Source organism: Micromonospora mangrovicola (assembly GCF_047200535.1).
GTDB lineage: Bacteria > Actinomycetota > Actinomycetes > Mycobacteriales > Micromonosporaceae > Micromonospora.
This window is the reverse complement of the sequence record NZ_JBJZOG010000028.1, coordinates 26,636-49,643: the sequence shown is the minus strand read 5'-3', so window position 1 is coordinate 49,643 and position 23,008 is coordinate 26,636. Positions and strand designations below refer to the sequence as shown.

22 protein-coding genes are annotated in these 23,008 nt (G+C 74.0%); 10 read left to right on the top strand and 12 right to left on the bottom strand.

Annotated elements, in window-relative coordinates; genetic code table 11:
• Nucleotides 1-40: 40 nt before the first annotated feature.
• Complete coding sequence (locus tag ACL02O_RS14110) at nucleotides 41-934, bottom strand: AurF N-oxygenase family protein (RefSeq protein WP_412818504.1); 894 nt, start codon at nucleotides 932-934, stop codon at nucleotides 41-43.
• A gap of 48 nt (nucleotides 935-982) precedes the next feature.
• On the opposite strand from ACL02O_RS14110, the gene ACL02O_RS14105 reads away from it, so the two are divergent.
• Both ACL02O_RS14105 and ACL02O_RS14100 read left to right on the top strand, forming a co-directional pair.
• On the top strand, nucleotides 983-1,699 hold the full coding sequence (locus ACL02O_RS14105) for a TetR/AcrR family transcriptional regulator (protein ID WP_412818503.1): 717 nt from the start codon (nucleotides 983-985) through the stop codon (nucleotides 1,697-1,699).
• Nucleotides 1,696-2,046 carry a DUF4873 domain-containing protein gene (locus tag ACL02O_RS14100; protein ID WP_412818502.1) on the top strand — a complete coding sequence of 117 codons (351 nt, stop codon included), beginning with the start codon at nucleotides 1,696-1,698 and terminating at the stop codon, nucleotides 2,044-2,046. The genes ACL02O_RS14105 and ACL02O_RS14100 overlap by 4 nt, the downstream gene beginning before the upstream one ends.
• Nucleotides 2,047-2,193: 147 nt before the next feature.
• Here the strand turns inward: ACL02O_RS14100 and ACL02O_RS14095 are convergent, their stop codons facing one another.
• From ACL02O_RS14095 to ACL02O_RS14080, 4 genes are all read right to left on the bottom strand, one after another.
• On the bottom strand, nucleotides 2,194-2,901 hold the full coding sequence (locus tag ACL02O_RS14095; protein WP_412818501.1) for a VOC family protein: 708 nt from the start codon (nucleotides 2,899-2,901) through the stop codon (nucleotides 2,194-2,196).
• Nucleotides 2,902-3,106: 205 nt separating this feature from the next.
• Complete coding sequence (locus tag ACL02O_RS14090) at nucleotides 3,107-5,695, bottom strand: discoidin domain-containing protein (protein WP_412818500.1); 2,589 nt, start codon at nucleotides 5,693-5,695, stop codon at nucleotides 3,107-3,109.
• A 326-nt stretch (nucleotides 5,696-6,021) separates the two neighbouring features.
• On the bottom strand, nucleotides 6,022-6,144 hold the full coding sequence (locus ACL02O_RS14085; protein ID WP_412818499.1) for a 50S ribosomal protein L36: 123 nt from the start codon (nucleotides 6,142-6,144) through the stop codon (nucleotides 6,022-6,024).
• Between the two features lie 131 nt (nucleotides 6,145-6,275).
• Complete coding sequence (locus ACL02O_RS14080) at nucleotides 6,276-7,556, bottom strand: extracellular catalytic domain type 1 short-chain-length polyhydroxyalkanoate depolymerase (protein WP_412818498.1); 1,281 nt, start codon at nucleotides 7,554-7,556, stop codon at nucleotides 6,276-6,278.
• Between the two features lie 278 nt (nucleotides 7,557-7,834).
• Here ACL02O_RS14080 and ACL02O_RS14075 point away from each other — a divergent pair, with 278 nt between their 5' ends.
• On the top strand, nucleotides 7,835-8,758 hold the full coding sequence (locus ACL02O_RS14075) for a serine hydrolase domain-containing protein (protein ID WP_412818497.1): 924 nt from the start codon (nucleotides 7,835-7,837) through the stop codon (nucleotides 8,756-8,758).
• A gap of 6 nt (nucleotides 8,759-8,764) precedes the next feature.
• On the opposite strand, the gene ACL02O_RS14070 is transcribed toward ACL02O_RS14075, so the two are convergent.
• Nucleotides 8,765-9,655, bottom strand: a complete 891-nt coding sequence (locus ACL02O_RS14070) for a winged helix-turn-helix transcriptional regulator (protein WP_412818496.1) — start codon at nucleotides 9,653-9,655, stop codon at nucleotides 8,765-8,767.
• A gap of 83 nt (nucleotides 9,656-9,738) precedes the next feature.
• On the opposite strand from ACL02O_RS14070, the gene ACL02O_RS14065 reads away from it, so the two are divergent.
• Entirely contained in the window at nucleotides 9,739-11,004 is a 1,266-nt protein-coding gene (locus tag ACL02O_RS14065; protein ID WP_412818495.1) for an MFS transporter, read from the top strand.
• Between the two features lie 4 nt (nucleotides 11,005-11,008).
• On the opposite strand, the gene ACL02O_RS14060 is transcribed toward ACL02O_RS14065, so the two are convergent.
• On the bottom strand, nucleotides 11,009-11,173 hold the full coding sequence (locus ACL02O_RS14060) for a winged helix-turn-helix transcriptional regulator (protein WP_412818494.1): 165 nt from the start codon (nucleotides 11,171-11,173) through the stop codon (nucleotides 11,009-11,011).
• Nucleotides 11,174-11,216: 43 nt separating this feature from the next.
• Nucleotides 11,217-12,290 carry a DUF4037 domain-containing protein gene (locus ACL02O_RS14055; RefSeq protein WP_412818493.1) on the bottom strand — a complete coding sequence of 358 codons (1,074 nt, stop codon included), beginning with the start codon at nucleotides 12,288-12,290 and terminating at the stop codon, nucleotides 11,217-11,219.
• Nucleotides 12,291-12,392: 102 nt separating this feature from the next.
• Between ACL02O_RS14055 and ACL02O_RS14050 the strand changes: the two genes are divergently transcribed.
• Both ACL02O_RS14050 and ACL02O_RS14045 read left to right on the top strand, forming a co-directional pair.
• The gene (locus tag ACL02O_RS14050; RefSeq protein ID WP_412818492.1) at nucleotides 12,393-12,614 is read left to right on the top strand and encodes a hypothetical protein; all 222 of its coding nucleotides are present in this window, start codon (nucleotides 12,393-12,395) and stop codon (nucleotides 12,612-12,614) included.
• Nucleotides 12,615-12,677: 63 nt separating this feature from the next.
• Complete coding sequence (locus ACL02O_RS14045) at nucleotides 12,678-13,595, top strand: 5'-3' exonuclease (protein WP_412818491.1); 918 nt, start codon at nucleotides 12,678-12,680, stop codon at nucleotides 13,593-13,595.
• A 114-nt stretch (nucleotides 13,596-13,709) separates the two neighbouring features.
• On the opposite strand, the gene ACL02O_RS14040 is transcribed toward ACL02O_RS14045, so the two are convergent.
• Nucleotides 13,710-16,511 (bottom strand): DEAD/DEAH box helicase, encoded by a 2,802-nt coding sequence (locus tag ACL02O_RS14040; RefSeq protein WP_412818490.1) that lies wholly within the window; start codon nucleotides 16,509-16,511, stop codon nucleotides 13,710-13,712.
• An 86-nt stretch (nucleotides 16,512-16,597) separates the two neighbouring features.
• Between ACL02O_RS14040 and ACL02O_RS14035 the strand changes: the two genes are divergently transcribed.
• Genes ACL02O_RS14035 through ACL02O_RS14025 form a run of 3 tightly spaced genes read left to right on the top strand, consistent with a single transcriptional unit; the run spans nucleotide 16,598 to nucleotide 19,400 of the window.
• Complete coding sequence (locus tag ACL02O_RS14035) at nucleotides 16,598-17,362, top strand: HAD family hydrolase (RefSeq protein WP_412818489.1); 765 nt, start codon at nucleotides 16,598-16,600, stop codon at nucleotides 17,360-17,362.
• A 36-nt stretch (nucleotides 17,363-17,398) separates the two neighbouring features.
• On the top strand, nucleotides 17,399-18,418 hold the full coding sequence (locus ACL02O_RS14030) for a helix-turn-helix domain-containing protein (protein WP_412818488.1): 1,020 nt from the start codon (nucleotides 17,399-17,401) through the stop codon (nucleotides 18,416-18,418).
• Between the two features lie 22 nt (nucleotides 18,419-18,440).
• Entirely contained in the window at nucleotides 18,441-19,400 is a 960-nt protein-coding gene (locus tag ACL02O_RS14025) for an EamA family transporter (protein ID WP_412818487.1), read from the top strand.
• Here the strand turns inward: ACL02O_RS14025 and ACL02O_RS14020 are convergent.
• Nucleotides 19,363-20,289, bottom strand: a complete 927-nt coding sequence (locus ACL02O_RS14020) for a diacylglycerol kinase (RefSeq protein ID WP_412818486.1) — start codon at nucleotides 20,287-20,289, stop codon at nucleotides 19,363-19,365. The genes ACL02O_RS14025 and ACL02O_RS14020 overlap by 38 nt on opposite strands.
• Before the next feature lie 152 nt (nucleotides 20,290-20,441).
• Between ACL02O_RS14020 and ACL02O_RS14015 the strand changes: the two genes are divergently transcribed.
• Nucleotides 20,442-21,230 (top strand): RNA ligase family protein, encoded by a 789-nt coding sequence (locus ACL02O_RS14015; RefSeq protein WP_412818485.1) that lies wholly within the window; start codon nucleotides 20,442-20,444, stop codon nucleotides 21,228-21,230.
• A gap of 76 nt (nucleotides 21,231-21,306) precedes the next feature.
• Here ACL02O_RS14015 and ACL02O_RS14010 read toward each other — a convergent pair whose 3' ends face one another.
• Together ACL02O_RS14010 and ACL02O_RS14005 are read right to left on the bottom strand one after the other, a co-directional pair.
• Nucleotides 21,307-21,597, bottom strand: a complete 291-nt coding sequence (locus tag ACL02O_RS14010) for a GNAT family N-acetyltransferase (RefSeq protein ID WP_412818484.1) — start codon at nucleotides 21,595-21,597, stop codon at nucleotides 21,307-21,309.
• A gap of 230 nt (nucleotides 21,598-21,827) precedes the next feature.
• Nucleotides 21,828-22,871, bottom strand: a complete 1,044-nt coding sequence (locus ACL02O_RS14005) for a zinc-dependent alcohol dehydrogenase family protein (protein ID WP_412818483.1) — start codon at nucleotides 22,869-22,871, stop codon at nucleotides 21,828-21,830.
• Between the last annotated feature and the right edge of the window lie 137 nt (nucleotides 22,872-23,008).

Here is a 23,008-nt window from a genome sequence, read left to right as displayed (position 1 = left end):
CGGCGGCGACCCTCCCCAGGTGGGCCGCCGCCGGTCGTCGTCACCGGTCGAGCAGGCCGGCCCGCACCCAGAGCAGCCGGCCCGGCCCGGCCACCAGGCCCAGGCCGGTCAGGTGGTCGAGGACCCGCTGCGCGGACCAGCGCAGGGTCGCCCGCCAGTGCGGGTTCGCCCGGGCGGCGGCCCGGCCGGCCGCGGGCGTGATGCCGACCGCCGCGTACGCCCGCGGGTGGACCAGGCGGCGGGTGATGAGGTACGCGGCGCGGCCGACGACCAGCCGCGCGTAGTTCAGGGCGAGCGGCCCGGCGGCCTCGACCTGGCGGGTCAGCTCGTCCCGGGCGAAGCGCACGTGCCGGGCCTCCTCCACCACGTGGATCCGGGAGACCATCCGGATCAGCGGCTGGAGCGACTCGTCGGCCATGATCTCCCGCTGGAACGCGTCGAGGATCTCCTCGGCGATGAGGATGGCCGCGTACATCTGCGGCCCGGTTGCGGTGGCCTTGAGCCACCGGCCGAGGAGATGGTCGAGCGGGTCGGCCCGGTAGACCGGGCAGCCGGTGGCCTCGATCAGCCGGCCGAACATGATGGAGTGCCGGCACTCGTCGGCGATCTCGGTGAGCGCGTACTGGGCGTGCCGGCTCGTCGGGTCGGCGTCGTAGTAGTGCCGGACCAGCATCTGCATGAGGATCGTCTCGAACCAGATCCCGGCGCTGGCCGCGCTGGCCGCCTCGTGCTTGGTCAGCTCGATCCGCTGCTCCTCGCCCAGCCGCTGCCACAGCGGCGTGCCGTAGAGGCTGCTGCGCTCCGGCGGCAGCCAGTACGCCCCCGGCCGGACCGGCGCCGCCCAGTCGATGTCCACAGTGGGTTCGTAGCTGGTACGCACCGAGGCGGTGAGCAGCCGGGTGGCCACCGCCTCGCGGGGGAAGCCGCTCTCCATGACGCCTCCCTGTTGACGTAACTTCCAGTAACTGTTACGAGTGGTAGCATGCAGCCCACCTCCACCGATGTCAATGGACCCGACACCCCGCACGGGCCGCCCACGCCCCGGCGCACCGGCCGGCGGGACCGCTGGGCCGAGCACCGCGAACAGCGCCGGCAGGAGCTGATCGGGGCGGCCGTGCAGGCGCTGCTGCGGCACGGGCCGCAGGTGGACATGGACCAGGTGGCGGCCACGGCGGGGGTGACCAAGCCCGTCCTCTACCGCTACTTCGCCGACAAGTCGCAGCTGTGGCTCGCGGTCAGCGAGGTGGTGGCGGCCCGGGTCGTCGACAGCATCGCCCCCGCCGTCGAGCAGGTCCGCGAGGAGCGCGCCCTGGTCGAGACGACCATCGACGCGTACCTGCGGATCGTCGAGTCGGAGCCCACCCTCTACCGTTTCCTGCTGCACCAGGCCGGCCACCCCGGCATCCAGCAGGTCGTCGCCGGCACCAGCCGGCAGGTGGCCGCCGGGCTGGCCCGGGTGATCGGCGACCGGCTGCGCGCCCTCGGCCTCGACGCCGGTCCCGCCGAGCCGTGGGCGTACGGCCTGGTCGGGTTCGTGCAGGCGGTCGGCGACTGGTGGACCACGCACGGCCAGCCGATCCGGCGGGCCGCGCTCACCGACTACCTGACCACGCTGCTGTGGAGCGGCATCGAGGGCGTCCGGCGCGGCGCGGACCTCCCGGCGGAGCTGACCCGCGCGCACGAGCGGATCGCGCCGTGAGCTGGCACGGTCCGGCGTGGATCGCCGGCACCGCGGTGCGGCTGCACGGCACCGGACGCTGGGAGCCGGTCGACGGCCGCTTCCACTGGGCCGCGCGGGTCGAGCCCGAGCCCCGGATCGTCCGGCTGCTCCGGTCCGGCCGCCGCGACGTGGAGGTACGCGTCGGAGACCGGAGCGCCCGGGCCCGGCTCACCGAGGTCGACCCGTGGGGCGGGGTGCGGATCACCGGGGTCGGCGAGCCGCCCTGGCACCGCAACCCGGTAGCCCTCGCCCACCACCCACCATCAACCTGCCGCTCTGGTCACCCAGCGGCTCGGCGGTCCGGTAGTCCTGACGCAGGCCAGTGACCTCGTCGCCCTGCGGGTCGTAGCTGACCAAGCCGTGCCGCTCGGACAGATGACACACAGCGTCCACCGCCGCACTGCCCCGGGGTCCGTGGCTGACGGTCATCCTCACGTGGTCGATGCCGACAACGAGGGGTGCCGACATACAGGTCAGTTCGCGGTCACGCGGAACTCGTTGCCGTCGGGATCGGCCAGGATTACGGCGGCATCCTCGCCGACCTCGAGCCGAGTGGCCCCGAGGGAGACCAGCCGGTCGACCTCCGCCTGCTGGTCGCCGCCGGCCGGGGCGAGGTCGAAACGCTGCGGGTTCGGCACCTCTTTCGGGGCCACGGGCGGGCCTCCCCACGCGACCTTCGTGCCGCCGTGCGGTGACTGGATCGCGGTCTCCTGGTCCTGGTCCCACACCAGCGGCCAGCCCAGCGCCTCGCCCCAGAACAGGCCGACCTCCCGGGTGCCGTCGCAGGCGAGCTCCCCGAGCAGGCCGCACCCGGCGAGGAAGGAGTTGCCCGACTCGATCACACAGAACTCGTTGCCCTCGGGGTCGGCCAGGACCACGTGCCCCTCCTCCGGACGCTGCCCGACATCGAGGTGGCCGCCGCCGAGCCCCAGCACCGTCGCCACCGTGTGCTGCTGGTCGGCGGGGCTGGCGCTGGTCAGGTGCAGGTGCATGCGGCGGCTCGGCCCCACCTGCTCCGCCCGGCCCGGGACGAACCGAAGGCCGAGCTGGGTGTCATCGCCGGGCAGCAACGCGCCGCTGGACTCCTCGACCACCTCCCGGCCGAGCACACCGGCCCAGAACCGCGCCAGGCGAGCCGGGTCGTGCGCATCGAAGGTCACCGTCAGCATTCGCGAGAGCATCAACGCACACTAGGCACGCTCCAACAAGGCGACAAGGCGTTTATCCATGCCGCGGTCGGGCCCCGGGCCGTCGGAATGCCGACCTCCACGGGCTGGACCGGTCCCGGCCCGGAGTGTCGGGGCGCGGGCTGACCCGGCCGCCGCTACCGGACCGCCCCGTCGACAGGGGTGCGGGGGCGACGGCGCGCGTCGCCCCCGCACCCGGTCAGGGATAGCTGACCACGTTCACCGGCACGGTGTCCGTGCCCTGCGCCGTGGCGCCGGTGTCGTTGATGACGTGGGTGATCTTCCCGTTGCCGCCCAGCGAGACGGTGAGCAGGTCGTGGAACCGTACGCCGCCGGCGGTCGGCGCCTCGAAGCCGTGGTAGGCGGCGATGGTCGGATCGACGTTGAAGTAGCAGTAGCTGCCCATCCCCCACCCCTCGAACGAGGTGACCGCGTTGGCCACCTTGAACGCGGCGTAGCCGACCATCGACCCGTTCATCCAGGCCGACGCGCTGGGCGGGTCGTACGGCAGCTCGTTCTGGAAGAAGATGGTCCGCCCGTTGTTGCCGTTCCAGATCACCTCGTACTTCTGGTAGTGCTCGACGAACAGGCCGAGTGCGGTGACGTTGTTCCCGTTGACGATCAGGCCGGTGTCGGCGGTGTTCACGGTCCAGCCGACGCCGGTGCCGTGGTCGGCCCGCCAGGCCCAGATGTGGTCGATCAGGGCGTCGTTCTGGTTGACCACCAGGCTGGTGGTCGCCTTGCCGGCGCCCGCGCCGCCGATCCGGAAGAAGACGTCCTGGATCGAGGTGGCGTTGGCAGCGTGGCCGGCGGTCGAGCCGGCCGTGCCGACCTGGAGCAGCACCGGCGAGTTGATCGGGCCGGCGTCGAAGAGCATGCCGGCCAGCCGGACCCCGTCGACGTCGGCGACGGTCATCGGGGTGACGCCGTTCTGCGGGATCAGGGTCGGGTAGCCGATGCCCAGGACCACCGTGTTCGCCCGGTTGACCGTGATCGTCTCGCTGACCGGGTAGATGCCCGGGGTGAACAGCAGGTTCAGGCCCTGCGCCAGGGCCGCGTTGATGGTGGCGGCGCTGTCGCCGGGGTGGGCGACGTAGAACTGGCTCAACGGCACCGACGTGCCGGGGGTGGAGCCGCCCAGCCAGGAGGCGCCGGAGGCGTTCGTACGGGTCGACGGGACGAAGACGTTGTAGTTGCCGGCCGAATCGAGATACAGGTACGGCACGTCCCGGCTGACCGGGGTCTGCCCGAGGGTGGTGTACGGCGGGTTGGGGAAGCTGTTGGCCGGCGCGCCGACGACCCCGGAGTTGACCATGTTCCACACGGCGTTGAGGTAGCCGCCGATGTTGCTGTCCCTGGTGTACCACTGCTGCTGCGAGTAGGGCTGCAGGGTGCCGGTCACCCGGCTGTCGGCGATGTACCCGCCGCTGGCCCAGCCGTAGCCGTTCGGGGCCAGGTTCAGGTCGCCCTGGATGTCCATCCGGCGGAACGGCGCCGCCTGGGAGACCGCCCAGCGGGTGAACCCGGCGGACGGGAAGACCTGCATGTTGGCCGCCGAGCGCCAGAAGTTCTGGGTGGCGTTCCCGTTGAACCAGCCCGCGTCGACGGTGATGTCGCCGTGGATGCGGACGTCGCCGGGGTTCCGGCCGAGCCCCATGATCGAGGTGTAGAAGCCGATCTGGGCGTTGATCCCGGAGTAGTCACCCGGCTTGAACATCAGGGCGTACCGCTGGGTGCCGAACTGATTCGACTCCTGGGTGTGGAAGACCGAGTCGAGCTGGCCCTGGATGGTGGCGGCGGACATCGACGGGTCGAAGGTGATCACGTTGGGCCCGAGCGACCCGCCACCCGGGATGGTGGTGCCCCCACCGGTGGTGTTCACGGCGAACTCCCAGAGCGAGTAACCCCAGCCGGTGGCCCGGACGGTGCCGTACATCCGCACGTACCGGCCGCTGCCGCTGACGGTGAGGTCGTCGGTGCCGCCGTCACCGGTGGTGGTGGCGGAGACGGTGGTCCAGGCGGAGCCGTCGGTCGAGGTCTGGATCTGGTACGCCTTCGCGTAGGCGGTCTCCCAGGTCAGCACCACCCGGCACAGGGTCCGGACGCTGCCCAGGTCGACCTGGAGCCACTGCGGGTCACTGGCGGCGCTGGACCAGCGGGTGCTCAGACTGCCGTCGACCGCCGCGCTCGCCGGGGTGCCGGCGTTCTCGGTCGACGAGGCGGTGGCGGGCCGGCCCTGCGCGGCGTTGGTCGCGGTGTCGCAGCCGCCGCCCCCGCCGGTGCTGCCGTAGACCTGGAATTCCCAGAGCGAGTAGCCGTACGCGGTGCCCCGGGCAGTGCCGTACATCCGCACGTACCGGCCGGTGCCGCTGACGGTGAGGTCGTCGGTGCCGCCGTCACCGGTGGTGGTGGACCAGACGGTGGTCCAGGCGGAGCCGTCGGTCGAGGTCTGGATCTGGTACGCCTTCGCGTAGGCGGCCTCCCAGACCAGGGTGACCCGGGAGATGGTGGCGGTGGCGCCGAGGTCGACCTGGAGCCACTGTGGATCGGCGAAGGCGCTGGACCAGCGGGTGCCGGTGTTGCCGTCGGTGGCGTTCGTGGCCGGGGTGCCGGCGTTCTCGGTGGACGACGCGGTCGTTGGCCGTCCCTGCGACAGCAGCGGATCGGCCGCCCGGGCCGGGGACGGCGGGGCGACCAGCACGGTGGCCACGAGCAGGGTGCCGAGCGTGGCGAGCAGGCGGCGCAGTGTTCGGCGGGCGGGATGGCGGCGCGGTGGAACCGGTGACATGGGGCCTCTCCGGGGACGCGGTGGGACCGGGACGGGAAACGGGACGCGGGCGGCCGCGAAGGCCCGCCCGTTCCGGTGCAGATTTCCCCGGGTAGTGGCGCCTGTCAATGGAGCAGCCGCTCACCCCTCCTTTTTTCGCGTCTTGTGAAAAGTCCGGAACTAAATGCGTGAGCTGCCGGTCGGCAACGGATCGGACCCTCGTGGCAGCCCGAGCACGGCGTGCCCACCCCCGATCCTGAACTTCCGCAACCGGTCGCGGGCGCTCTCTGGCGGACGAGCCGAGCCCGACGCCGTTGGCCTCGCCGCGGCCGTCCGCCACGTCCGGCTCAACCCTGCCGGGCCTTCTGCCGCGGATCGGCCTTGTTGATCACAAAGACCCTGCCGCGACGGCGTACCACGATCGAGTTCACCTTCCGCTTCAGACCGCGGAGGGAGCTGCGGACCTTCATGCCGGGTCACCCCGTTCCCGCTCGACTCTTGGCTGCCCGGTACGCGTACCCGGCCGCGGCGCGCTCATGCCCACCCCGCGCCCGGGCCTCGCCGGCCGTTGCCGTGCGGGCACGGCCGGCGAGCTGGATCGTCAGGCGATTGCGCAGGGCATGCCGTTGAGGGTGAACGAGCCGGGCTTGCCGGTGTTACCGGTGTGGGTGGCCTGGTAGCCGATGTCCACCGACCCGTTCGGGGGGATGGTCGCGTTGTAGGAGACGTTGCGGGCGGTGACCACACCGCTGGACGGGGTGTAGGTCGCGTTCCAGCCGTTGGTGATGGTCTGCCCACTCGGCAGCGTGAACGCGAGGCTCCAGCCGTTCACCGTCGTCGTGCCGGTGTTGGTGATGGTCACCGCCGTGGTCAGCCCGGTGTTCCAGGCGTTGACCACGTACGCCACCCGACACCCGCCCGACGGCGGCGGGGTCGTCGGCGGCGGGCTGCTCGGCGGGGGCGTGGTCGGCGGCGTGCTGTCGAGGCCGAAGAACCGGATCGCCTGGGCGGCGTCGACCGGCAGGTTGTGCGAGACGCCCTGCATGCTGATCGCCTCGACCGGCGCGGTGCCGCCGGTGCCGCCGTAGCGGGTGCGGGTGTAGCCGGACTGCGGGCTGTCCGTGTACGCCGGGGTCTGACTCAGCCCGTTGACGTTGGTCCACTGCTTGATCTCTTCACCGAAGTTCGGGTAGCGCAGGGTCTCGTCGTTCGTCCCGTGCCAGAGCTGCATCCGCGGCCGGTGCCCGGTATACCCCGGGTACGCGTTGCGGACCAGGTCGCCCCACGCCTGCGCGGTCTTGATGACCTGGCCGTTGGCGCACTCGCTGTTCCACTCAGAGCCGTTGGTGGTGGCGAAGCAGCCGAACGGCACCCCGGCGAAGGCCGCACCGGCACTGAACACGTCCGGGTAGTCCCCGAGCAGGACGTTGGTCATCATCGCTCCGGACGAGACGCCGGTGGCGAAGATCCGGTCCGGGTCGACGGGGTAACGCTGCCGGACGTAGTCCACCATCGACTTGATGCCGACCGGGTCGCTGCCGCCGTCGCGGCGCAGCGCCTGCGGCGAGGAGACGTCGAAGCACTGGCTGCTGCGGGTCACCGACGGGTAGACCACGACGTAGCCGTACCGGTCGGCGAGGGCGGCGAACTGGGTGCCGGAGTACATCGCCGGGCCGGTGCCGGTGCAGTAGTGGTTGACCACCAGCAGCCCCGGCCGCGCGGCGGCGGTGTCCGGCACGTACAGGTACATGCGCAGGTTGCTCGGGTTGGCACCGAAGTTCGTCACCTCGGTCAGCGCCGCCGCCGAGGCCGGCGCAGGCAACGTCACGGCCGCCAGTGCGGTCAGCCCGGCGGCGACCACCGCCGCGCCGAGCAGTCTCATCCTTGTTCTCACGCCGATCGGGCGATACGAGGTCTGCATGCGATCTCCTGAGGTGGTGGGGAGGCCGCGCAGGGGTGCCCTGTCACCTGCCACGGCTCGCCGGCGAGGCGCCATGACGGCGGCCCGGACCCTCGGAGACGAGATAGACAACCGCAGATTGAAGCGGTCCGAGTCGGAGTTTAGGCCCCACCACCACGGTGGACAAGCACCTTCCGGAAGGCTTCCGGAACGCAGTCACCGGGCCGCCGGGAGCGACCGCACCGGGGTACGGTCGGCCGATGCCGCCGGTGTCGCAGCTCCAGGGCTCGATTCTCGTCAAGCGGGATGACGTGGTCGTCGCGGCCGCGATCGCGGCCGGCTGCACGCCGGACACCCGATTCCAGCTCGCCTCGGTGAGCAAACAACTCACCGCCGCCGCGATCCTGTTGCTGGCGCAACGCGGCGCGCTGGACCTCGAGGACCGGCTCGGGCGCTGGTTCGGCGCGAGCCCGCCGGAGTGGCGGGATCTCAGCCTGCACCAGCTGCTCGCCCACACGTCGGGCATCGGGCACTGGCACGACTACCCGGAGATCGACCTGGCCCGGCGGGTGGAATGGGAGGAGCTGCTGGCCAGCTTCCACCGGAGGCCGCCGCTGTTCGCCCCCGGCGCCCGGTGGCACTACAGCAGCCCCGCCTACGTGCTGCTGGCGCAGGTGGCCCAGCGGGTGGCCGACCGCCCGTACGCGCAGCTGCTCGCCGAGGAGATCTTCGCACCGTCCGGGATGGAGCGGACCTTCGCCGGATCGCCGGGCGGGCGCGCGGATGTCGCACCGGGGCACGGCCCGGACGGGGAGCTCGTGCCGTCGTGGGACCTCGACATGGTCAACATGGGCGCCGGGGACGTCTGGTCCACCGTCGGCGACGTCCTGGCCTGGCTGGACGTGCTACGCGTCGGCCGGCTGATCGACGAGCCGTACCGGACGCTGATGCTCACCACCCGCACCTCCACCGGGCGCGGTCCGCGCGAGGACGGGTACGGCTACGGCTGGTTCACCGGCACGCTCGACGGTGAACCGTGGTTCCACCACAGCGGGCAGAACGCTGGTTTCCTGTCCTTCGCCGGCTGCCTGCCGGCCTCGCGCCGGCGGGTCGTTCTGCTCACCAATTCCGAGGCGATCGACCGGGGCACCTTCGACACCCTGCTGAGCGTCGCCCTGCGGTGAGCCCGATCAGGTGGTCGAGTCCGCCGTCCGGCGGCGCACCTCGTCGAGCATCTCGTCGACCGAGCCGCCCGGGTCGGTCACCGGGAACTGCACCATCCGCACCACGGCCTCCGGGTCGACCAGCATCGTCAACCGCTTGAGCCGGTCCACCCCGCCGGCCCGGAAGGTGGGCAGCAGCAGGCCGGCGGCGAGCCGACCGTCCTGGTCGGACAGCAGCGGGTACGGCAGCCGGGCGTGCGCGGCGAAGGCACGCAACTGGTCCGGCCGCTGGGTGCTCACCCCGCGCACCTCGGCACCGGCGGCGCGAAAGTGCTCGTGCCGGTCGGCGTACGTCCGGGACTCGAGGGTGCACCCGACGGCGCCGGGGATCTCGCCCCAGCCGGGCGGCACGCCCTGCGCACCCGGGGCGAACGCGCCCGGGAACAGGTAGAGCACGGTCCAGCGGCCGGGCACGACCGGTGACTCCGTCCCGCCGTCGTGCCGGGCCAGGGTCAGCTCCGGTACGCGCCGGCCGACCAGGCGGTGCACCCGGCGCGCCTCGGCCGAGTCGGCGGCTGCGGTGGCGGTGAGCGCCCCGTCGCCCATCACGTGCCGGGTCCCCCAGTCCTGAAGCGCGACCAGCACCGGAAGCAGCCCCTCCCCCTTGGCGGTCAGCAGGTAGTCGTGTCGTGGGGGACGCGTCGAGTAGGGGCGGCGGACCAGGACCCCGTGCTCGACCAGACCGCCGAGCCGTTCGGTGAGCGCCCGCCGGCTGACGCCCAGCTCCCGCTGCAGGGCGTCGAAGCGGGTGGTGCCGCCGGCGACCTCACGGACGATCAGGAAGGTCCACCAGTCAGCGAGCACGCCCAGCGCCTGCGCGATGCCGCAGTCGGCGTCGCCGAGGTCCGCCCGCCGCACATCCCACCTCCCGCTCGTCGTGTCGTCTCGACTATAGTCCGTTTCAGTTTGGAACTAACTGGCTCGGATCGGGGGGTGACGGCATGTCCGTCGGACAGGGAGCCGGGGTGTTCTGGCGCTGGTGGGCCGCCGGCTCGACCAGCCAGGTGGGGTCGGCGGTCGGCGCGGTGGCGCTGCCGCTGACCGCCCTGACCGTGCTCGACGCCTCCGCGTTCGAGATGGGATTGATCGCGGCGGCGAGCTACGTGGCCTGGCTGGTGATCGGGCTGCCGGCCGGCGTGATCGTGCAACGGCTGCCGCTGCGCGGCGCCCAGGTCGGCGCCGACCTGGCCCGGGCGGCCGCCGTGGCGTCGATCCCGCTCGCCTGGGGGTGGGGCTGGCTGACCGTCACGCAACTGGTCGTGGTGGCGCTGGTGGTGAGCTTCGCCAACGTGCTCTTCGACGTCGCCAACGCCACCTTTCTGCCGGCCATCGTGACCCGGGAACAGCTGCACGCCCGCAACAGCCTCACCTCGGCCACCCACGCCGGCACCCAGCTCACCGGCCCGTCCCTGGGCGGCCTCGCGGTGCAGGCGCTCGGCGCGGTCCCGGCCGTGCTGGTGGACGCGGCCAGCTACCTGGTCTCCGCCGCACTGCTGTGGTCGCTGCCCGCGCGCCGGACGGACGCGCCGGACCGCTGGCCCCCGGTCCGCGCCATGATCGGTGAGGGCTGGCGGTACGTCACCCGCCACCCGGTCATGGGTCCGACCATGTGGACGGCCACGGCGGTCAACTTCGTCTGCGGAGCACAGCTCGCGGTCTACCCGCTCTACCTGGTCCGGGAACTGCACGCCCCGGCCGCCCTGGTCGGTGCGCTGCTCGCCGTCGAGGGCGTCGGATCGCTGGTCGGGGCGACCCTGACGCCGTGGATCACCGGACGGTGGGGCACCGCCCGGTCCCTGGTGGTCGCCTGCCTGGTGGCGGTCGGCGGCGCGTTCCTGGTGCCGACGGGCGCCGGCTGGCCCGCGTACGTCGCCTTCGCGGCCGGCAACGTGCTCTTCGCCGGTGGCGTCGTGGTGCTGAGCGTGACCACCCGCACGTACCGGCAGACCGCCAGCCCGCCCGACCTGCTGTCCCGGGTGATGGCCACGGTCCGGTTCGTCTCCTGGGGAGCGATCCCGGTGGGCGGGCTGGTCGCCGGCGCCCTCGCCGGGCTGGCCGGCGCCCGGGTCGCCCTGTTCGCCTTCGCCGCGGCGACGGTGCTGGCCCCGCTGGCCCTGGTCCTGTCCCCGGTACGCGGGCTGCGTGACCTGGCCGACCTGCGCGTCGAGGACCCCGACGAGCGACCCGCGATGGCGTCGGTCGGCTGACGGGTCACCCGCCCGGTCGGCCGTCCGTGCCCCAGTCCCACATCGCGCGCAACACCGGCAGCAGCGCGTACCCCCGCTCGGTGAGCGGGTAGCTCACCCGCGCCGGCCAGGACGCGGTGCGCCGCCGGTCCGGAGCAGGGTTCCAGCACGCCCGTCCCGGCGTGGCCAACCATTTGGTGAGTCACGAGAGGGCCTCCCAGCGTGACCCGCGGTCAGCCCGGCAGGACCGCCGCCGCGACCGCGCGGACCCGGTCGGTGTGGGACAGCACGTCGACGTTGTCGAGGTACTGGTCGACCGCGCCGACCGGCGGCCGCTCGCGCAGCCCCGGGTCGGTGATCTCGGCGCGCAGCGCGGCGACGAACCGTTCCGCGCGCAGCACCAGGAACGGCCGGTCGTGGAACCGCCGCGCCCCGGGATCGACCCGTGCGGCCAGGCCGCTGTCGTTGCTCCAGGTCGCGACCGCCTCCAGCGCCCGGACCAGCCCGACCTGCCGGGTCGGCCAGTCGCCCGGCCCGACCGCGGTGCCCAGCGCGTCGACCACCGGCGCCGCCGCCGGCAGCGCGGCGAAGACGCTGCCGAGCCACTTCGCGTACGGCGGCCAGCGGCGGTGCAGCAACAGGCCGAGACGCATCAGGTCCCGGGCCAGCCCGGCGGCCACCACCCGGCTGCCCAGCTCGTCGCCGACCTCGGCGCACCGGCCGACCAGGTGCTCGGCCTGCCCGACGCGCTGCCAGCCGGTCGCCAGCACGTGCCGCCACACGTCGTCCGGATACCACGCCAGCCCGGCACGGACGGCGGTGAGCGCGCCGTCGAGACCGTCGTGGAAGACCGCTCCCCCGGTCAGTTCGGCCAGCCGTTGGGTCGGCACGGAGAGCCAGTCCGCCACCGTGACCCCGGCGCGCGGGTCGAAGCCCAGCCGCCCGCCCAGCCATCCGCCCAACTCGTCGACGGTCACCCCGTGCCGCTCGCCGTCCGCACGCGCCACCCCGAGCCGGACCTCCGGCCCGCCCACGAACCGGGTCGGCCAGCCGAGGAACTCGGCCGGCAACCCGGCGTCGAGGACCTCCCGGACCCGCGCGACGTCGCCGGGGTCGGCGACGAAGAGCTGGGTGCGCGGCCCCCAGTCGTGGTCGGTGGAGCGCGGGGTGTCGAGGCCGAGCAGTTCCGAGCCGCCGTCGAGCAGGCCGGCGGCGTACCGGAGGCCGGGCAGGCGCCGGAGCAGCAGCGGGGCGACCACCTCGTCGTGGAAGCGGCGGGCCAGGGTCAGCCCGGGTACGAACGTCACAGGATCAGTCTGCCGGGCGCACGCCGGGACCTTCCGCCGTTATCGGTCCATCGGCCGCTGCCCGGCGATAACCTGGGGCAGAGCGGCGGGGAGGGCGGGGCGGTGAGGGAAAGCTGGGGCCGGGAGGCCGTACGGACCCGCCGACTGTTGTGGGCCGGCGTCCTGGCCGTGGTCGGGCTGGCCCTGCTCCTGATCGGCCTGACCATCGCCAACGGGACGCTGGCCTGGGTCGAGGTGGTGCTGGCGTTGGTCCTCCTCGTGGCGAGCTACGCGCTACAGCGGATGGCCCGCCGGCAGACGCTGTACCGCCACGACCGCGGCTGACGCCGGACGGGTCACGGGCACCGGTCCCCCACCACGTCGTACCGCTGTGTCAGGCTGACGGACGTGGCACCGCGACCGATCCTGCTGATCGACTCCCCCAGCCTCTACTTCCGCGCCTACTTCGGCATCCCCGAGTCGGCGGCGAAGACGGACGACGGCCAACCGGTCAACGCCGTCCGCGGTTTCCTCGACATGCTCGCCCAGCTTGTCCGCACCCGCCGGCCGGACCGGATGGTCTGCGCGCTCGACCACGACTGGCGGCCGGCGTGGCGGGTGGAGCTGCTGCCCACGTACAAGGCGCACCGGGTGGCCCCGGAGGGCGGCGAGGTGGTGCCGGACACCCTCTCCCCGCAGGTGCCGATGATCCTGGAGGTGCTCGAGGCGCTCGGCATCACGGCGGTCGGCGCGACCGGGTACGAGGCCGACGACGTGCTCGGCACCCTCTCGGTGACGCAGCCCGGTCCGGTCGAGGTGGTCTCCGGCGACCGGGACCTGTTCCAGCTGGTCGACGACGCCCGCCAGGTCCGGCTGCTCTACGTCGGGCGGGGCGTGGCGAAGCTGGACGACTGCGACGACGCGGCGGTCCGGGCGCGCTACGGCGTCCCCGCCGACCGGTACGCCGACTTCGCCGCGCTGCGCGGCGACCCGTCCGACGGGCTGCCCGGCGTGCCCGGAGTGGGCGAGAAGACGGCCGCCCGGCTGATCGAGCGCTACGACGGGCTGGCCGGCATCCTCGCCGCGCTCGACGACCGGAACCCCGGATTCGCCCCGGGGCTGCGCACCAGACTGGAGGCGGCCCGGGACTACCTGGCCGTCGCCCCGAAGGTGGTGCGGGTCGCCACCGACGTACCGCTGCCGGAGTTGGCCACCGCGCTGCCGACCGCCCCCGCGGACCCGGAGCGGCTGCTGGAGCTGGCCCAACGGTGGAACCTCGCCGGCTCCTGCCGGCGGCTGGTCGACGCGCTCGCGGGCACCGCCTGACCGCCCGGCGCGGCGGGCGGTGCCGCCGGCTCGGCGAGCCGGCGAGGTCCAGGCGGTCGGGACACCGCCACCTCGCCGAGCCGCGGGCTCACCGAAGCTGTGGCGGCCGGGTCGTCACGCGGCGGCGTGGTAGGCCAGCACACCCCGGTTGACTGCGCCGATCGCCTGCCGGGCGGTGGAGCGCAGCTCGGCCGAGGCGCCGCCGGAGTCGGCGAGCTGGCCGAGCAGGTCGACCACCTGGCGGGCCCACCGGACGAAGTCGCCGGCTGGCATCTCACCGTCGATCTGGTGCCCGCTGGCGAGCACCTTCGCGAGGGCCTCGCCCCGGGCCCACCGGTAGATCGGCCAGGCGAAGCCGAAGTCCGGCTCGCGGGTGACGGCGAGGCCGCGCGCGGCCTCGTCGGCCTCGATGTCGCTCCACAGCTTGAGCGTCTCGTCGACCGCGTCGGCGACCGCACCGCGCGGCAGGGAGGCCCGCTCGTCGACGTCCCGGCGTGCCTCGAACACCACCACGGAGACCGCGGCGGCGAGCTCCGCCGGGGAGAGCCCGTCCCACACCCCGCGGCGCAGGCACTCGGCAACCAGCAGGTCCGCCTCGGTCCAGATCCGGCCGAGCATCCGCCCGGCGTCGGTGACCTCGCCGTCGGCGGTGAGGTAGCCGCGCGCGGTCAGCAACGCCACGATCCGGTCGAACGTCCGGGCCAGGGAGCCGGTCCGGCCGGCGACCCGCTGGCGCAGCTCCTCGGTGTCTCGCTCGAGGCGGCGGCGCCGCTCCGCCCAGCGGGCGTGCTCCTCCCGGTCCGGGCAGGCGTGGCAGGGGTGCCGGCGCAGCTCGGCACGGAGCTGGGTGAGTCGGTGGTCCTCACCCGCGGCCTGCCGGGAGCGCCCGCCGCGCCGGCCGCCGTGCCGGTCCAGCCCGGTGCCGCTGACCGCGGCGGCGAGGTCGCGCCGGGCCGCCGGGGACCGGTGGTTGAAGTGCTTCGGCACCCGGATCCGGGTGAGCACCTCGGCCGGGGTGGTGAAGTCGCCGGGGCTGACCCGGCCGGCCCAGCGGTCCTGGGTGAGCACCAGCGGCCGGGGCTCACCGAAGCCGCCGGTGGCCGGGTCGAGGACCACCGCCAGGCCGGCCCGGCGGCCGGAGGGCACCCGGATCACGTCGCCGACCCGCAGCCGCTCCAGCGAGGCGACCGCGGCCGCCTTGCGCTGCGTCTGCCCCTGCCGGGCGATGGCGCGCTCCCGGTCGGCGATGGCCACCCGCAGCGCGAAGTACTCGTCGAAGTCGCCGTGGTGGCAGGCGGCCTCGGCGCCGTACGCCTCCATGGTCTCCGTGTTGCGCTGCACCTGCCGGGCCAGGCCGACCACCGACCGGTCCGCCTGGAACTGCGCGAACGAGGACTCCAGCAGGGCCCGGGCCGGCTCCGCGCCGACCGTGCCGACCAGGTTGACCGCCATGTTGTACGACGGCCGGAAGCTGGACCGCAGCGGGTAGGTGCGGGTGGAGGCGAGACCCGCCACGTGCCGGGGGTCGGTCTCCGGCGCCCAGACCACCACCGCGTGCCCCTCGACGTCGATGCCGCGCCGGCCGGCCCGCCCGGTGAGCTGCGTGTACTCCCCCGGGGTGAGGTCGACGTGCGCCTCCCCGTTGAACTTGACCAGCCGCTCCAGCACCACACAGCGGGCCGGCATGTTGATGCCCAGCGCCAGGGTCTCGGTGGCGAAGACCGCCTTGACCAGGCCGCGGACGAACAGCTCCTCGACGACCTCCTTGAACGCCGGCAGCATGCCGGCGTGGTGGGCCGCCAGGCCCCGCTCCAGGCCGTCCAGCCACTCCCAGTAGCCGAGCACGGAGAGGTCCTCGCCGGGGATGGCGGTGACCCGCGACTCGACCACCCGCCGGATCTCGGCACGCTCCTCCGGGGAGGTCAGCCGCAGCCCGGCGGCGAGGCACTGCTGCACGGCGGCGTCGCAGCCGGCCCGGCTGAAGATGAACAGGATCGCCGGGAGCAGGCCCTCCCGGTCGAGCCGGTCGACGATGTCGGGGCGCATCGGCCCCCGCCAGCGGGGGCCCCGCCGCCCGCCGCCGGGACCGGCGCTGCGCCCCTCCCCCAGCTCCAGCCGGCGCATCGTGTCACGGGTGTAGCGCAGCAGCTCCGGGTGCACGTCGTGCTTGCGCGCCGCGTCGGCGTCGTGGAACAGGTCGAACATCCGCTTGCCGACCAGCATGTGCTGCCAGAGCGGCACCGGCCGGTGCTCGCTGACCACCACGGCGGTCTCGCCCCGCACGGTGACCAGCCAGTCGGCGAACTCCTCGGCGTTGGAGACGGTGGCCGACAGGGAGACCAGGGTGACCGAGGCGGGCAGGTGGATGATCACCTCCTCCCAGACCCCGCCGCGGAACCGGTCGGCGAGGTAGTGCACCTCGTCCATCACCACGTAGGCCAGGCCCTCGAGGGTGGCCGAGCCGGCGTAGAGCATGTTGCGCAGCACCTCGGTGGTCATCACCACCACGGGCGCGTCGCCGTTGATCGCGTTGTCGCCGGTGAGCAGCCCGACCTGCTCGGCGCCGTAGCGGTCCACCAGGTCGTGGTACTTCTGGTTGGACAACGCCTTGATCGGCGTGGTGTAGAAGCACTTGCGCCGGGTGGCCGGCCCCTCGTCGCCCTCGGCGGCCGCCGGCTTCCCGGGCCGGCCACGCAGGGCGAGATGTACGGCGAACTCGCCGACGACGGTCTTGCCGGCGCCGGTGGGGGCGCAGACCAGGACGCCACTGCCCCGCTCCAGGGACTCGCACGCCTCCCGCTGGAAGTCGTCGAGGTCGAACCCCAGGTCTCGGGCGAATTCGTCCAGGGCCGGGAAGGCGGAGGCCTGCGCGGCCCGGCGGCGCGCCGCGGCGTACCGCTCGGCGGGGCTCGACATGTCTCCAAGATTAATCGGTGCGACCGACGACCACCGGCCAAGGCCGTCCGGCAGGACGTTCGGAGCGGGTCGGTAGGGTGCACGACGTGCCGGACCATGCCGAACCACCCCACGCCTCGAGCGGCGCCGACGACGCCGTCCGCCCGAGCCCGTCCCGTCGGCCCGTGGAGGGGGTGCTCTTCGACTTCCACGGCACCCTCGCCCAGGTGGAGGAGCCCCGCGAATGGGTACTCGCCGCCGCGGCGGCGTGCGGGGTGGCGTTGGACCGGGTCCGGGCCACCGCCCTCGCGGACCGACTGCTCACCGCCGGCCGGGCGGGCGGGCCGCTGCCGGCCCGGGTGCCGCCCCGGCTGGCCGAGCTCTGGGCCGACCGGGACCTCTACGAGCACGCCCACCGGGGCGCGTACACCGGGTTGGCCGAGACGGTCGACGCCGGCATCGACGGGTTCGCCGACGCGCTCTACGAGCGGGTGCTGATGCCCGAGGGCTGGGTGCCGTACCCGGACACCGGGGCGGTGCTCAAGCAGCTGCGCCAGGCCGGGGTGAAGGTGGCCGTGGTCAGCAACATCGGCTTCGACATCCGGCCGCTGTTCGCGGCGTGGGGCCTCGACGGGCTGGTCGACGCGTACGCGCTGTCGTACGAGGTGGGCCGCTGCAAGCCGGACCCGGGAATCTTCCTGCGGGCCTGCGGAATGCTCGGCGTCGACCCGGAGCACACGCTGATGGTCGGCGACACCCCCGCCGACGCGGGCGCGGTGCACGCCGGGTGCGGCGTGCTGGTGCTGCCCAGTGCCGACGCCGGGCGCACCAACGGACTGGGCGCGGTGCTGGACCTCGCCCGGCCCGCCTGAACGGGACCACCCGCATAGGATGAGCGCCGGCGACCGGTGACCCAGGGGGAGGACGTCATTCTGCCGCGCCAACTCTTCGACACCTCACAGGTGCCGGAGGCGGACCGCTTCGACCTGTGGGCGGACTTCACCGCGGACACCAACCCCACCACCATCGACCGCGAGGCCGGTCTGCCGTTCGCCGCCACTGCCCAGCTGATCCCGCTCGGCGAGCTGCTGCTGGCCTCGTTCCGGTACCCGTCGCTGCGGCTGCGGCGCAACGCCCGGCACATCCGGCAGGCCGACCCGGAGATCTACCACCTCGCCCTGCCGATCGTCGGGTTCAGCGCGATCCGCCAGGCCCGCAACGAGGCGATCCTCGACCGGGCCGGCTTCACGTTCTTCGACACCTCGCGCCCCTACGAGGCCGAGCATCGCACCGACGGGGAGCAGCCCACCTCCACCATCTGCCTGCAGATCCCCCACGGCCGGCTGCCGCTGCCGGCCACCGCGGTACGGCGGCTGCTGGCCTCGGTCGTCCCGGCCGACCAGGGTACGGGCGTCCTGCTGGCCCGGTTCCTCGACCGGCTCGTCCGCCATCCGGATCAGTACGCCGCCGAAGACGCCGAGCGACTCGGGACCCTCGCCATCGACCTCGCCTGCACGGCGCTGGCCCGGCGCGCCGACGTGGAGCACGCGCTCACCGTGGAGACCCGCGAGCGGACGGCGCGCCTGGGGGTGGTCGAGTTCATCGAACGGCACCTCGCCGACCCCGACCTCAACCCGCGCGGCATCGCCGCCGCCCAGCACATCTCCCTGCGCACCCTGCACCGGCTCTTCGCCGAGGACGACGAGAGCGTCGCCGGGCTGATCCGTCGCCGCCGCCTGGAGCGCTGCCGGCGCGACCTGCTCAACCCGCTGCTGGCCGACCGCCCGGTGCACGCCGTCGCCAGCCGCTGGGGCTTTCGCGACCCGGCCCACTTCAGCCGCGCCTTCCGGACCGCGTACGGGATGTCCCCCCGACAGCTGCGGGCCGCGGTGACGGCGCGCCCGGCTCCCCGCGGCGACCTCCGGTAAGGGACGGTCTACCGTCACGGGCATGACGCCCGACCGAGCCGCCACCCGTCCGCACGGCCGCGGGGGTCGCCTCGGCGCGGTCGGGCTGGTGCTCGGTGGGGCGCTGTCGGTGCAGTTCGGCTCGGCGGTCGCCGCGCTGCTGTTCCCGCGCACCGGAGTGGCCGGAGCGGTGACCCTGCGGCTGACCATCGGCGCGCTGCTGATGCTGGCCGGCTGCCGGCCCCGGCTGCGCGGTCACGGCCGGGGTGGCTGGGCCGCCGTGGTCGCCTTCGGGCTGGCCCTGGCCGGCATGAACTCGATCTTCTACCAGGCCATCGAACGGATCCCGCTCGGTCCGGCGGTCACCCTGGAGGTGCTCGGACCGCTGGTGCTCTCGGTGGTGACCGCCCGGCGGCTCGCTGCCTGGTGCTGGGCCGGTATCGCGCTGGCCGGGGTCGCCCTGCTCGGCCACGGCGGCTTCGACCGGCTCGACCCGGTGGGTGCCGGGCTGGCGCTGACCGCCGGGGCGATGTGGGCGGCGTACATCGTCTGCTCGGCGCGGGTGGGCGGTCGGTTTCCCAGGGCCGACGGCCTGGCCCTCGCGCTGGCCGTGGCCGCGCTGGTCACCCTGCCGATCGGGGTGGTCGGGTCGGGCAGCCGGCTGTGGCAGCCGACGGTGCTGGGGCTCGGCACCGGGCTGGCGCTGCTCGCCTCGGTCCTGCCGTACACCCTGGAGCTGCTGGCGCTGCGCCGGCTGCCCACCTCGACCTTCGCGGTGCTGATGAGCCTCGGGCCGGCGATCGCCGCCCTGGCCGGCTGGCTGGTCCTCGGTCAGGCGCTGCACCCGGTGGAGGTCCTCGCGATCGGCCTGGTGATCGCTGCGAGCATCGGCGCGGTGCGGGCCGGCGGGCCGGCCGCCGTCGCACCGCCGCCCACCGGCGTCCGGTTCGACCGGGCCGAGCTGGTCAACGCAGCAGCCGCACCGCCGCCGGCACCGCGGTGATCCGCACCGGCAGGTCGAACGCCCGCTCCCCGTCGACGTAGGTGGTGATGCCGGTCGCCTCCAGCTCCACCGTGCGGGCCCGGTAGCTGCGGACGAGGGGGTGCGTCACGTGCGTGCCCTGGTAGATCCGCGGCTTGACCCGCATCAGGGTGAGCCGGTCGAACCGCCCGCCGACCACCACGTCCAGCAGCCCGTCGGTCGGGTCGGCCTCCGGGCAGATCCGCATCCCGCCGCCGTAGCTGGGGGCGTTGCCGACCGCCACCAGCACCGCGTCCAGCTCGTGCTCCACCCCGTCGAGGCGCAACCGGTAGCGGCGGGGCCGCAGCCGGGCCAGCTCGACCAGGATGGCCAGGTCGTATCGGCGGGGCCCGCGCGGCCAGGCCATCCGGTTCGCGCGCTCGTTGACGATCGCGTCGAAGCCGGCCGCGAGCACCGCCCCGTACCACCGGTCGCCCCCGTCGGCGGTGGTCAGCCGGGCCAGGTCGACGGCACGGGTCCGGCCGTCGCGCAGCGCGCCCGCGATCACCTCGACGGCCGCGACGGGGTCGGCGGGGAAGCCGGTGTCGACCGCGAAGTCGTTGCCGGTGCCGGCGGGGACCGGGCCGAACGGCACCGCCGTACCGGCGACCGCCTGCAACGCGCGGTGGACCGTGCCGTCCCCGCCGACCGCCACCAACGCGCCGGCGCCGTCGGCGACCGCCGCGTGGCAGGCCGCCTCCGCCTCCGCCGGGGTGGTCGCCTCCAGCAGGCGCACCGGCCGCCCGGCGCCGGCCAGCCGCTCCAGCAACCGGGGCAGCAGCCCTCGGTGCCGCCCCCGGCCGGCGGTCGGGTTGGCGAGCACGGCGACGGGGCCGGACGGGAGATGATCGTGCGCGGTCACGGCGAGCACCGTACGGCACGACCCGCCTCGCTCACCAGGGGAGACGGCACCGGCGACCGGTCCACCGGCCCCGGCCGCGGGGAAATCGAGGGCGGTAACCGCGTCCCTGGCGATACGCTGCGCCGCGCCGCCGCACCGGCGGCCATCCGGGGGGAAACGCCATGCCCAGCTTCGACATCCGCACCGCCGACCTGCGGGCGGTCAACTCGCTGACCAAGTACCCGTCGATCCCGACCTACCACGCACTCGACTCCCGTGACGGCGGACTGGGCGAGGAGGTCGTGCCGTTCACCGGCGCGGTCACCCTCACCGAGAAGGTGGACGGCACCAACAGCCGGATCATCCTCACCCCGGACGGCGAGTACCTGATCGGCAGCCGCGAGGAGTTGCTGTACGCCCGCGGCGACCTGATCGGCAACCCGGCGCTGGGCATCGTGGACGCCCTGCGCGAACTGGCCGAACGGCTGCGGGCGGAGGCCGCCGACGCCGATCGGGTCACCGTGTTCTACCTCGAGGTGTACGGCGGCAGGGTGACCGCCGCGTCGAAGCACTACACGGCCAGCCGCCAGGTCGGTCACCGCCTCTTCGACGTCGCCGAACTCGACCGGTGGGCCGACCTGCTGGCGCTGCCCGCGCAGCGGATCGCCGCCTGGCGGGACGGCGGCGGTCAGCGCTGGCTCGACGAGGCCGTGCTCGTCGACCGGGCGGCCCGGCACGGCCTGGCCACGGTGCCCCGGCTGGCCACGGTCGACGCCACCGAGCTGCCCCGCGACCTGCACAAGACGTACGCGTTCCTGGCCGACCTGCTGCCGCAGACCCGGGTCGCGTTGGACGGCCCGGCCGGCCGTTCCGAGGGACTGGTGCTGCGGACGGCCGACCGGTCGGTCATCGCCAAGGCCCGGTTCCAGGACTACGAACGGACCCGTCGGCGCCGCACCGGCAGCCGCTGACGACACCGCGGGCCGGGCGGGTCCGGGACGTCGCCGAGGTGGTCGGACGAGGGGCCGCCCGGCGGGTCGTCCCGGGTCACCTGAGCTTGCGGGTCGACCGGGCCACGATCGGGGCGTACTCGGGGTGCTTCTCCAGCCAGCCGCTGAGGAACGGGCAGACGGGCACGACGGTCCGCCCCTTGGCCCGCGCGTCGTCCATCACCGCGCGGGCCAGCGTCGATCCGACGCCCTTGCCCTCGAACGCGGGGTCGACCTCGGTATGGGTGTAGACGATGATGTTGCCGGTCAGTTGGTAGGTGACGACACCGGCCAGCGCCCCGGTCTCGTCCCGCGCCTCGAACCGCTCCCGCTCCGGGACGTCGGTCACCGTTGACTGCATCCCGCCATCCAACCACGGCCCCGATCGGTGTCGGACGACGACGCCACCCGGGCCTCGTCGCGACCCGGTCGCGCGGGTGCGGCCGTGATCATCAACGGGTCATCCGACGCGGGACGGCGGGCAGCGGACGGGCACCCGGTTCGAGGCCGTCGTGGACGTGGCCGCCGGGCCGAGGAGGCGGAGCGGCCCGGCGCGGGTGGCCGGGCCCGGAACGGTGGTCAGAAGGTGATGCGGACCTTGAGCGCGGTGCGCTCGTCCATGGCACGGTAGCCGTCCGGCACCCCGTCGAGGGTCACCGAGCGGTCGAAGACCGGCGACGGGTCGATGGTGCCGGCGAGGACGTCCGCGAGCAGCTCCGGGATGTACGCCCGGGCCGGTGCGACGCCGCCGCCGAGGGCGACGTTGCGGCCGAACATCTGGCCGATGTCCACCCCGGCGCTGCCGCCGTGCGGCACGCCGACGTAGCCGACCGCGCCGCCGTCGCGGGCGATGGAGATGGCGGTACGCATCGACTCCTCGGTGCCCACCGCCTCCAGCACGGCGTGGGCGCCCTGCCCCTTGGTCAGCTCCCGGACCGCGGCGACGGCCGCCTCGCCCCGCTCGGCGACCACGTCGGTGGCGCCGAAGGAGCGGGCGATGTCGGTGCGGGCGGTGTGCCGGCCGAGGGCGATGATCTGCTCGGCGCCGAGCCGCCTGGCTGCGAGCACTCCGCAGAGGCCCACCGCGCCGTCGCCGACGACCGCGACGGTGGCGCCGGAGCGGACCCGGGCGGCCAGGGCCGCGTGGTGGCCGGTGGACATCACGTCGGACAGGGCCAGCATGGCGGTGAGCAGCCGCTCGTCGCCGGCCGCCTCGGCGGGCAGCTTGACCAGCGTGCCGTCGGCGTACGGGACGCGGACCGCCTGGCCCTGGCCGCCGTCGGAGCCCGGCGAGCCCCAGAATCCGCCGTGCGGGCAGGAGGTCTGCAGCCCTTCCCGGCAGAAGTCGCAGACGCCGTCGGACCAGACGAACGGCGCCACCACCAGGTCACCCACCCGCACCGACCCGACGTCGGCGCCGACCGTTTCGACCACGCCGAGGAACTCGTGCCCGATCCGCTGCCCCGGCTGCCGCTGCGCCACTCCCCGGTACGCCCACAGGTCACTACCGCAGATGCAGGCGAGCAGGACCCGGACGACGGCGTCGCCGGCGGTCCGGACGGTGGCGTCGGGCACCTCCTCGACGCGGATGTCGTTCGGGCCGTAGATGACGGTGGCGCGCATGGGGCGGTGTCCTCCCGGTGGACGTTCTCGGCCGGCGGGGCATCGGCCCCGGCGCGGAACGCTAGACCCGCGCCGGGTGCCCCGCCAACCCGCCGGTGGCGCGCGTGGCCGGGCTCACCGGCCGGGCCCGCCCCGCA

Excerpts from the sequence above, each read along its gene's own strand:
- ACL02O_RS14110 (WP_412818504.1), bottom strand. The coding sequence starts at position 934 with ATGGAGAGCGGCTTCCCCCGCGAGGCGGTGGCCACCCGGCTGCTCACC.
- ACL02O_RS14105 (WP_412818503.1), top strand. The coding sequence starts at position 983 with ATGCAGCCCACCTCCACCGATGTCAATGGACCCGACACCCCGCACGGG.
- ACL02O_RS14095 (WP_412818501.1), bottom strand. The coding sequence starts at position 2,901 with ATGCTCTCGCGAATGCTGACGGTGACCTTCGATGCGCACGACCCGGCT.
- ACL02O_RS14090 (WP_412818500.1), bottom strand. The coding sequence starts at position 5,695 with ATGTCACCGGTTCCACCGCGCCGCCATCCCGCCCGCCGAACACTGCGC.
- ACL02O_RS14085 (WP_412818499.1), bottom strand. The coding sequence starts at position 6,144 with ATGAAGGTCCGCAGCTCCCTCCGCGGTCTGAAGCGGAAGGTGAACTCG.
- ACL02O_RS14080 (WP_412818498.1), bottom strand. The coding sequence starts at position 7,556 with ATGAGACTGCTCGGCGCGGCGGTGGTCGCCGCCGGGCTGACCGCACTG.
- ACL02O_RS14075 (WP_412818497.1), top strand. The coding sequence starts at position 7,835 with ATGCCGCCGGTGTCGCAGCTCCAGGGCTCGATTCTCGTCAAGCGGGAT.
- ACL02O_RS14065 (WP_412818495.1), top strand. The coding sequence starts at position 9,739 with ATGTCCGTCGGACAGGGAGCCGGGGTGTTCTGGCGCTGGTGGGCCGCC.
- ACL02O_RS14040 (WP_412818490.1), bottom strand. The coding sequence starts at position 16,511 with ATGTCGAGCCCCGCCGAGCGGTACGCCGCGGCGCGCCGCCGGGCCGCG.
- ACL02O_RS14025 (WP_412818487.1), top strand. The coding sequence starts at position 18,441 with ATGACGCCCGACCGAGCCGCCACCCGTCCGCACGGCCGCGGGGGTCGC.
- ACL02O_RS14015 (WP_412818485.1), top strand. The coding sequence starts at position 20,442 with ATGCCCAGCTTCGACATCCGCACCGCCGACCTGCGGGCGGTCAACTCG.
- ACL02O_RS14005 (WP_412818483.1), bottom strand. The coding sequence starts at position 22,871 with ATGCGCGCCACCGTCATCTACGGCCCGAACGACATCCGCGTCGAGGAG.